Origin of the sequence: Bordetella petrii, assembly GCF_020991325.1 — a bacterium.
GTDB lineage: Bacteria > Pseudomonadota > Gammaproteobacteria > Burkholderiales > Burkholderiaceae_B > Bordetella_A > Bordetella_A petrii_E.
The window spans coordinates 1-9,187 of record NZ_JAJMLX010000185.1 but is presented as its reverse complement, the minus strand read 5'-3'; the positions used below and the strand labels follow the sequence as shown (position 1 = coordinate 9,187).

At 67.7% G+C, this 9,187-nt stretch carries 9 protein-coding genes; all 9 read right to left on the bottom strand.

What is annotated here, in order from left to right; all coding sequences use genetic code 11:
- Positions 1 to 591: MFS transporter (locus tag LPZ50_RS17090; RefSeq protein WP_230662932.1), on the bottom strand; the 591-nt coding region annotated here is incomplete at its 3' end.
- Entirely contained in the window at positions 588 to 1,346 is a 759-nt protein-coding gene (locus LPZ50_RS17085) for a GntR family transcriptional regulator (RefSeq protein WP_230662930.1), read from the bottom strand. The genes LPZ50_RS17090 and LPZ50_RS17085, both read right to left, overlap by 4 nt.
- Positions 1,343 to 2,533 (bottom strand): CaiB/BaiF CoA transferase family protein, encoded by a 1,191-nt coding sequence (locus LPZ50_RS17080; RefSeq protein WP_230662928.1) that lies wholly within the window; start codon positions 2,531 to 2,533, stop codon positions 1,343 to 1,345. Before LPZ50_RS17080 ends, LPZ50_RS17085 begins: the two co-directional genes overlap by 4 nt.
- Complete coding sequence (locus LPZ50_RS17075) at positions 2,530 to 3,684, bottom strand: acyl-CoA dehydrogenase family protein (RefSeq protein WP_230662926.1); 1,155 nt, start codon at positions 3,682 to 3,684, stop codon at positions 2,530 to 2,532. The genes LPZ50_RS17080 and LPZ50_RS17075 overlap by 4 nt, the downstream gene beginning before the upstream one ends.
- A 39-nt stretch (positions 3,685 to 3,723) precedes the next feature.
- On the bottom strand, positions 3,724 to 5,124 hold the full coding sequence (locus LPZ50_RS17070; protein ID WP_230662924.1) for an MmgE/PrpD family protein: 1,401 nt from the start codon (positions 5,122 to 5,124) through the stop codon (positions 3,724 to 3,726).
- A 25-nt stretch (positions 5,125 to 5,149) separates the two neighbouring features.
- Positions 5,150 to 6,421 carry a TRAP transporter large permease gene (locus LPZ50_RS17065; protein WP_230662922.1) on the bottom strand — a complete coding sequence of 424 codons (1,272 nt, stop codon included), beginning with the start codon at positions 6,419 to 6,421 and terminating at the stop codon, positions 5,150 to 5,152.
- On the bottom strand, positions 6,418 to 7,053 hold the full coding sequence (locus LPZ50_RS17060) for a TRAP transporter small permease (protein WP_230662920.1): 636 nt from the start codon (positions 7,051 to 7,053) through the stop codon (positions 6,418 to 6,420). The genes LPZ50_RS17065 and LPZ50_RS17060 overlap by 4 nt, the downstream gene beginning before the upstream one ends.
- Entirely contained in the window at positions 7,040 to 8,044 is a 1,005-nt protein-coding gene (gene dctP, locus LPZ50_RS17055; RefSeq protein WP_230662918.1) for a TRAP transporter substrate-binding protein DctP, read from the bottom strand. The genes LPZ50_RS17060 and dctP overlap by 14 nt, the downstream gene beginning before the upstream one ends.
- Positions 8,041 to 9,187, bottom strand: a 1,147-nt coding sequence (locus tag LPZ50_RS17050) for an amidase (RefSeq protein ID WP_230662916.1), incomplete at its 5' end; no start/stop codon positions are given. The genes dctP and LPZ50_RS17050, both read right to left, overlap by 4 nt.

The window sequence follows — 9,187 nt, the reverse complement described above, 5'->3', positions numbered from 1 at the left end:
GCCCAGGCCCGCCCGCCGGCCGGGCTTGCGATCGGCATCCAGTTCGGCACGCACCATTTGCGCCAGGGCAGCGCACGCCAGGCAGGCCAGCGCCGTCGCCAGCAAGGTGCCGCGCCAGCCGATCGCGATCTCCAGTTTGGGAGCCAGCAGGCCGGCCAATACTCCGCCCAGCGGCACGCCGGTTTGCTTCACCGAGAACACGAAAGACATGCGGTGCCTGGGCGTGGTCTGGATCAGCAGGTGCGAACTGGCGGGCGTGATCGGCCCGTAGCCCACGCCCAACAGCACCGCTCCCACCGCCAGCAGCGCCACATTGCCCGACAGGCTGCACAGCAGGCCCAGCGCGCACAGCACCAGCCCCCACTGGCTGGAACGGATGGCGCCCTGCCGCGCCACCCAGCCGCCCGCCATCAGGCTGCCCGCCATGGCGCCCACGTAGATCAGCGACACATACACGCCCACCGACTGCGCGCCGACACCGGCGGCGGCGCTGAGCACGGGCGCCAGCACCGGCACCACCAACGCCGCCGCGGCCACCAGCGACTGTACCGCCAGCGTGATCGCCAGCGTGCCTGTCCCGGAAACTTTCACCCCGGCACCTGCCAGTCGCGGCGGAACGACTCGCGGTAACTGAAGCGGTCGGCCGGATGCACGCTGACCGCCAGTTCCACCAGCGCGTCCCGCGCATCCATGTACCGGCGCTCCAGCCGCAGCCCGGCGGACCCGGGCTTGGCGTGCAGGCGCTGCGCCGACTTCTTGTCCAGCACCACGGCGCGTATGTCCTGGTGGACGGTCTTGATCTGCACGTCGAACTGCTCTTCCAGCAACGCATACAAGGCGCGCGTCATGCGCCCCTGGATGCCCGACGCCGAACGGAACGCCGGCGCGATATAGGCATCGGTCATACAGATGGGGGTGTCGTGGGCGTCGGTATAGCGCAGGCCCCAGACATGCAGCCAGGTCTCGCCGGGCGAGGCATCCAGGGTATCGGCCAGTTCACCGCCCACTTCCAGCAGCGCCTGGCCTTCGATTTCCAGCGAGGTTTCGTAGGCATACTGGCGCAGGTCGGTAATGCCCGACATGGTCTGCGTGTACTGCGTGACGGGCGCTTGCGCCAGCACGCGGCTGCCCACGCCGGGCTGGCGCGTCACCATGCCCATCTGCACCAGTTGCTTGACGGCCTCGCGTACGGTGAAGCGCGACACGCCGAACTGGTCGCACAGCTCGAACTCGGTGGGCAGCAGGCCACCCACCGGGTAGCGGCCCGAACGTATCTCCTGCACCAGCGTGGTGGCCAGTTGCAGGTATCGCGGACGGCCTCCCGGCGCTTCGATCTTCAGGGTCATAGAACGGCATTCTTCCTCAAGCTGGCGATCTGGTCCGGCCCGTAGCCTGCCTGCGCCAGCAGCTGGTCGGTATCGGCGCCCATGGCCGGGGCGGCGCGCGCCAGCGGCTCCTCGCCCGGGCAACGGATCGGCGAGGCCACATTCCTGATGGCGCGCCCCTGGGGGTCGCGGGCATCGAGCAGGCCCTGGCGCGACTCCACGAAAGGGTTGTCCAGCGCCTGCGCCACATCATAAACCGGCGCCGCCGGGACGCGGCCGGCAAAACGCCCCATCCAGTTGCCGGTCGTGTCGGTCATGAACACGGCTTCCAGTTCCTGGTTGAAGCGTTCGCGGTGGTGCAGCCGGTCCTTGAACGTGCGGTAGTCGGGGTTGTCGACCCATTCGGGATGCCCCATGGCCTGCGCCAGCAGCGGCCAGAATTTTTCCTTGTTGCACATGATGAAGATCCAGCCGTCGGCCGTGCGGTACAGCTGGCTGGGCACCAGCGAAGGGTGGCCGGACCGCGGCGCGCGGCCCGTCTTGTGGCCGCCATTCAGGTACCAGGTGGCCAGGTAGCCCAGGTTGTGCAGCGCCACGTCGTACAGGCTGACGTCCACGTCGCGCCCCACGCCGGTCTGGCGCGCGCCCAGCACCGCCGACACCAGGCCCAGCGCGGCGGTGGTGCCCGTCATCAGGTCGATGATGGAAAGCCCGAAGCGCGACGGCGGCCCGTCGGGCTCGCCCGTCAATGACAGATAGCCGGCCTCGGCCTGCATCAGGTAGTCGTAGCCTGGCCAGCTGGCGCGCTCGCCGTCGCGGCCATAGGCCGACAGGTGCGCGCAGACGATGTCCGGACGCACCTCGCGCAGGGCTTCGTACGTCAGTCCCAGCTTGCCCGGCAGGTCGCCGCGCAGGTTGTTGAACACGGCGTCGGCATGTTCGCACAGGCTGCGCAGCACCTGCTGCCCTTCGGGCTGCTTCAGGTCCAGCGTGACGCTTTTCTTGTTGCGGTTGAAGGCCTGGTAGAAATGGCTGTCGCCCGGCCCGAAATAATGCGGCCCCACGGCCCGGCCCACGTCGCCGCCATCGTGGGGGTTTTCTATCTTGATCACTTCGGCGCCCAGGTCGGCCAGATGCTGCGTGCCGAACGGCCCCGCCCCATACTGCTCTACCGAGACGATGCGCAATCCTGTCAGCGGCAAACTCATATGCGATTCCTTTCCACCAATTGCTTGGCGATGATGATGCGCTGCATCTCGTTGGTGCCCTCGCCTATCACCAGCAGCGGCGCGTCGCGGTAGAAACGCTCGACCAGGTATTCCTTCGAATACCCATAGCCGCCATGGATGCGCATGGCTTCCAGGCTGTTCTCCACGGCCGTTTCGGTGGCGAACAGCTTGGCCATGCCGGCCTCCATGTCGCAACGCTCGCCCCTGTCGTAGGCGGCGGCCGCACGCAGCGTCAGCAGGCGCGAGGCCTCGGTGCGCGTGGCCATTTCACCCAGCTTGGTCTGGATGGCCTGGTGCTCGCAGATGGGCTTGCCGAACGTCTTGCGCTGCTGCGCGTATTTCACCGATTCGCGCAAGGCCGCCTGGGCCACGCCCACCCCGCGCGCCGCCACATTGATGCGGCCCAGCTCCAGGCCGTTCAGCACCATCTGCAGGCCGCGCCCTTCCACCCCGCCGATCAACCGGTCGGCCGGAATGCGGTAGCCCTCGAATACCAGTTCAGTGGAATCAATGCCCTTGTAGCCCAGCTTCTCCAGCTTGCGGCTGACGGTAAAGCCCGGCCCCTTCTCGGCAATGAACAGGCTCATGCCCTTGTGGCGCGGCTCGGCCTGCGGATCGGTCTTGACCAGCAGGGCAAAGCAATTGCCGTAGTAGCCGTTAGTGATCCACATCTTGGCGCCGTTCACCACATAGGTGTCGCCGTCGCGGCGCGCCACGGTGCGGATGGCCTGCAGGTCGGTACCGCAATCCGGCTCGGTCAGCCCGATGCCGCCGCGCAGTTCGCCGGTGGCGAAGCGCGGCAGGAACTCTTGTTTCTGGGCATCGGTGCCATTGCGCTGCACCGCGGCCGCCATGATCAGGTGCGAATTCAGGATGCCCGACAGCGACATCCATTCTTCCGAAATGCGTTCGATGATCTTGGCGTAGGTCACGGTCGACAGCCCCAGGCCGCCGTATTCCGGCGCGATCAGGCAGCCGAACAGGCCCATGGCCTTCATTTTCTCGACGATCTCCTCGGGGTAGATATCGTCGTGCTCGAATTGCCAGACGTGGGGCCGCACCTCTTGTTCCAGGAAGCGGTCCACCATATCCAGAATGAGTTGCTCCTGGCCTTCATCGTGTGTAGTCATGCCGTGTACTCCTCAGTAAGCTTTTCTACCGGGCGGCGTTCAGGCCTGGCCCAGTTGATCCGCCAGGTCCCGCGCCGTGCCCTGTTCCAGATCCAGCACGCCCCGCTCGATGGCCTGGGCGCGTGCCTGGGGCACCTGGCGCAAGGCGTTGTCGCGGTATTTGGCGAGTATGTCTTCGGCGGTCAGCGGGCGGTCTTCGGCGCCGCGGTTCACGGCCTCGCGCTCGCGCAGGGTGCGGCCGTCTTTCAACTCTACGATCACTTCGCCGGAATAGTGGCGCGGGAAGCCGCTGTCGGGGTCGTGACGGTAATCGGTGATGGCGGCCAGCGCCAGTACCGCCGGGTCGCGCAGGGCTTCGTCCTCCAGGTCGTCCAGCGTCAGGCGGCCCTTGCACAGCGCCGTTCCCACCAGATAAGGAATGCTGAACTGGGCCTCGTAGCTATTGGCCGGCTTGCGCTTGGCGGCCTCGGGCTCGCATACCGTCTTGACCACTTCGGCGGGTACCAGCACCGTAACGCGCCGTATCTGTTCGGGCCGCACGCCCTGGGCATGCAGGCGCGCCGCCGCATCCACGCTGGCATGGGTGAAATGGCAGGCGGGCAGCGGCTTGACCGACACCCGCTCCACTTCCCACAGTTCGCCCAGGCCCGCGGTGGCCAGGCCCAGGTCGTAGCTGGCCTCGCCCAGGTGGCTGGCATACAGGCCGAAGCGGCCTTCGTAGGCCAGCCGTGTGCCGGTGTAGCCGTGCTTGCCGAACGTGGCCGCGGTCATGCCCGCCTGGGCGGCCCAGCCTGGATGCATGCGCTTGTTCCAGGCGCCGTCGTTCAGGAATTCCAGGCTGCCCGCCGCGACCGACAGCGCAATGCCCTGCGCGTCGGCCATTTGCCGGGCATCCAGGCCTTGCAGCCAGCCCGCCGCCAGGGTGCAGCCGAAGGTGCCTATCAGGCCGGTGGGGTGGAAGCCCACCTGGTGAAAACCACCCTTGGCCACGGCGCCCAGACGCGTGGCCACTTCCATGCCCAGCACGTAGGCGGCCACCATGTCCGCGCCCGAACGATTGTCGCGCGCGGCCACGGCCAGCACCGTGGGCAGCACCGACGCGGTGGCATGGATGACGCCGCGCGCATGGGTATCGTCGTAGTCCAGCCCGTGCACCAGCACGCCGTTGGCCAGCGCGGCGTTGCGCGCGTCCATGCGCAGTTCCGTGCCGATGACGACGCTGTCGCCGCCGCTGTCCAGCTCGCGCACGGCCGCCAGCGCTCGGCGCGAAAAATCGTAGCCGTGCGACGCCAGGGCGATGCCAATGGAATCCAGCATCAGCAGGCGCGCCCGTTCGCGCACCGGCGCGGGAATGCGCGCGGCATCGAAGCCGGCCGCGTACTGCGCCAGGGTTTCAGATAGCGCCAACCCGGCGGCCGGCGTGTCTACATGGTCTTTCATCAGAGTCTCCGGTAGCGGCGAACGTTCAGTTCACCAGCATCAGCGATATGGACGGCACGAACGTGATCAGCGCCAGCGACACCAGCCGCGTCACGTAGAAGGGCACCACGCCCCGCGCCACTTGCTCGACGGGAATACGCGCAATGCCGCTCATTACGAACAGGTTCAGGCCGATGGGCGGGGTCAAGGTGGCGATCTCGACGTTGGCCACCATGATCACGGCGAAATGCACCGGGTCTATGCCCAGGTGCGTGGCCATGGGAAACAGCAGCGGCGCGGTCAGCACGATCATGGCGACGCCGTCCAGGAACATGCCCAGCACCAGCAGCACCACATTGGCCAGCAGCAGGAACTGCCATGCCGTCATGTCCATGCGTTCCATGAAGCCGATCAACGATGCCGACACACCCATGCGCGCCAGGATGAAGCCGATCAGGCTGCCGCCCATCACGACCATGAAAATCATGGTGGACTGCAGGATGGATTCCTGCGACACCTGCCACACGCCGCGCCAGGTCATGGTGCGGTACAGCAGCACGCACAGCAGCGCCGCATAGCCGGCCGCCACGGCCGAGACTTCGGTGGGCGTGAAAATGCCCAGGTAGATGCTGCCCAGCACCAGCACCGGCATGGACAAAGCGCCCGCCGCGCGCGGCAGGCGCCGCGTGAAACCCGCCAGGTCGGGCTTGCCGGTAGTGGCGCCGTAGCCATGGCGGCGCGTCAGCCACACCGTGGTCGTCAGCAGCAGCGCGGCCTCCATCAGGCCGGGCACGATACCGGCCACGAACAGCTTGTCCACCGGCAGGCCCACGATGGACCCGATCAAGATGAAGCCCAGCGAAGGCGGGATCATCAGGCCCAGCGTGCCGCCCACCGCCACCAGCGCGGCCGAGAAGCGCGGAGGATACTTCTCGCGCTTCAGGCCGTCGACCGTGGCCGCGCCGATGGCCGCCGCCGACCCCACGCTGGAACCCGACACCGCCGCGAAGAACACGCACGACAGCATCACCGTCAGCGCCAGTCCGCCGCGCACGCAGCGCACCAGGCTGCCGATCAGCTCGATCATCACGGCGACGATATTGCCGCGCATCATCAGGTTGCCCATCAGCACGAACATGGGAATGGCCATTAGCGGATAGCTGTTGATGGACTTGAACGCGGTCTGCGCCACCACCGTCAGGGGCACGCCATCCACCGACATCACCATGGCGCTGGACACCAGGCCCATGGCCGTGCCCACATGCGCGCCCAGCGCCAGCAAAGCCAGCAGGCCGATTACGGAAATCGCGAGTGTCATAGCGGCGGCTCCTGACGGGTCAGCGCGGCGGCCACGCCGGCATCGGGGTCATCGTCCAGCGGTTCGGTGGCGAATGGGTCGCCCCAGCGCCACGCGTACCAGGCGGCGCAGGCGTAGTACAGGAACAGCGCCACCCCGCCCACCGGCATGGCCAGGAACAGCAGCCACATCGGCAATTCCAGCGACGATTCGGACACCATGCCCATCGAACGGAAGCGCTCCACTTGCGGAATGGACGAATACGCCAGGATGAAGGCGAAGGCCATGCCGGCCGCGCAGGCCAGCAGCCAGGTGGCGCGCTGCAGCGCGCGCGGCAGCCTTTGCACCAGCAGTTCGGTGCGGATATGGCATTGGCGGAAGCCGGCCACCCCCAGGGTCAGGAAAAACGCCCATACCATCAGGAAACGCACCGATTCCTCGGCCCAGAAATAGCTGACGTTCAGCACATAGCGGCTGAAGCCCTCCAGGATCATGATGAAGGTGGCGCCCAGCGCCAGCGCCGTGGCCACGCCCAGCACCAGGCGCGACGCCCACCCCAATTGGCCGAATGGCGGCGCGGCCGCCGGCGCGGGGCCGCCATCCGCGCGCCGCGCCTTGCCCAGCGCGGGTGAATCCAGGTCACTTGCCATCATGGATACACTCCTTGCGGATTTTCTCCAACTGCGCGATCGCGTCGGCGTGCTTCTTGCGGAAACCCTCGCCCGCGGCCACGAAACGTTCTTTCAGTTGGTCCACCTCGGCCGGCGCCATGACGCGGTAATGCCCGCCCTGCTCCACCATCTGGTCGATCAGCTTGCGGTCCTTGGCCACGGTTTCCTGCCATTGCCGCGCGATGATCTCGGCCAGCACGTCGTGGATGACCTTGCGCTGGGCCTCGGGCAGCCCGTCCAGCCATTGCTTGTCCACCGTGACGGCCGAGGTGGCCAGCCCCATGCCGGGCGCCAGCGTGGCGTACTTGGCGGTATTGCCCAGCACATCCACCCAGCCCGCCGGAGACGTCATGGCGCCGTCGATGGCGCCCTGCGACAGCGCGGCCGACATTTCCGAAGCCGACATGGAAATCGGGCTGGCCTGCACCGAACGCATGGCGTCCAGCATGATCTGCCCGCCGATCACGCGCACCTTCTGGCCCTTCAGGTCGGACACTTTCTCGATGTCGCGATTCTTCATCAGGAAAATCAGGTCGGCCGTGCGCAGAAAGCCCAGCACCTGCATGCCGCGCGGTTCCAGGTAGCCCGAGATCATGCGGGTGAACCCGTCGGCGAAGCACGCATTGGTCATTTCCTCGGTGCTCAGCGCGAACGGCAGGCTGGCCACGCCGACGCGCGCGTCGAATTGCTCCAGCCGCGACGACACCGGCCACACCATATGCACGGCGCCCGTGCCCAACGCGGCCAGGCCGTCCCGGTCGTTGTACAGCTGCGATGCCGGGAAGTACTTGCCCTGCAGCGCGCCGTCGGTGCGCTTGTTCACCTCGGCAATGAACTGCTCGATATACGGGCTGGGATTGGTGGCCAGCGGAATCTCGCTGGTGATGATCATGTCGGCCGCGCTCGCAGAGGCGCACCAACCCACGGCCAGCGCCACGCATCCGCGCGCGGCCTTGTTCCAGAATGCAGTCATGTTGTCTCCTTGGCGATTGCCTTGTGGTCTTGTGTGGCGCCGGCCGGGCGGCGCAGATGCCAGTCGGTGGCTTGCTGGTACAGCCGGCCCAGGGCCAGCACCCGGTCTTCGCCCAGGGGCGGGCCCACCAGTTGCATGCCCAGCGGCAGCCCGGCCGCGTTCGCCCCCACGGGCAGGTTCAGCACCGGCAGCCCCAGATAGTTGATGCCGCGCGTCCAGCATGACAAATGCGCGAAGTCGCGTTCCAGGCTGGCCTGGTCGCGGTCTTGCGAATCGTCGATGCGCGGCGCGGCGTCCGGGGTGGAAGGCAACAGCAGCGCGTCGGCATCGCCCTGCACATCGCGCAGATAAGCGCGCAGGAACGGTTCGCGCAGCCGCAGCGCGTCGTAGTAGTCGACGGCGGGCACCAGCAGGCCGCGCGTGATGCGCCGGCGCACCTGGCGGCCATAGCCGTCGCCATGCTCGCGCAAGGACCGCTGGTGCAGCGCGGCCGCCTCTACCGCCAGCAACGTAGACGCCAGCATGCTGGCGCGCTGCAACAGCGCATACGGCGACGGCACGGCAATGCAGTCGACGCCGCCCGCGCGCAAGGCCCGCACGGCCTCGTCCAGGGCCTGCCGCATGTCGGCCGAGATGGGGTCATCGTCGGCCCACTGCGGCACGGCCACGCGCAGGCGCCGCGGCGCGTCGCCCAGTGTGGCGGGCACATCCAGGCAGGACGGATCCGCGGCATCGGCTCCCGCCATGGCGCGATAGGCCTGGCCGCACAGCTCTGCCGTATGCGCCAGCGGCCCGATGCAGTCCAGGCTGGCCGACAGCGGCATCGCCCCTGCCATGCTGATGCGGTACTGGGTAGGCTTCAGGCCGGTCAGGCCGCATAGCGACGCCGGCAGGCGCACCGAGCCGCCGGTATCCGAGCCGATGGCCAACGGCACGTGGCCGGCGGCTACCGACATGCCGGCGCCGCTGGAACTGCCGCCCGACACATGCCGGTCATCCCAGGGATTGCGGCCCGGCCCGTATGCGGCGTTCCAGCCCGTGGGTGACATGGCGAACTCGGCCATGTGCTGGCTGCCCAGCACCACCGCGCCGGCAGCGCGCAGGCGCGCGACGATGACCGCGTCCGACGCCGCGGGCGGGCTG

Excerpts from the sequence above, each read along its gene's own strand:
- dctP (WP_230662918.1), bottom strand. The coding sequence starts at position 8,044 with ATGACTGCATTCTGGAACAAGGCCGCGCGCGGATGCGTGGCGCTGGCC.
- LPZ50_RS17070 (WP_230662924.1), bottom strand. The coding sequence starts at position 5,124 with ATGAAAGACCATGTAGACACGCCGGCCGCCGGGTTGGCGCTATCTGAA.
- LPZ50_RS17060 (WP_230662920.1), bottom strand. The coding sequence starts at position 7,053 with ATGATGGCAAGTGACCTGGATTCACCCGCGCTGGGCAAGGCGCGGCGC.
- LPZ50_RS17075 (WP_230662926.1), bottom strand. The coding sequence starts at position 3,684 with ATGACTACACACGATGAAGGCCAGGAGCAACTCATTCTGGATATGGTG.
- LPZ50_RS17085 (WP_230662930.1), bottom strand. The coding sequence starts at position 1,346 with ATGACCCTGAAGATCGAAGCGCCGGGAGGCCGTCCGCGATACCTGCAA.
- LPZ50_RS17080 (WP_230662928.1), bottom strand. The coding sequence starts at position 2,533 with ATGAGTTTGCCGCTGACAGGATTGCGCATCGTCTCGGTAGAGCAGTAT.
- LPZ50_RS17065 (WP_230662922.1), bottom strand. The coding sequence starts at position 6,421 with ATGACACTCGCGATTTCCGTAATCGGCCTGCTGGCTTTGCTGGCGCTG.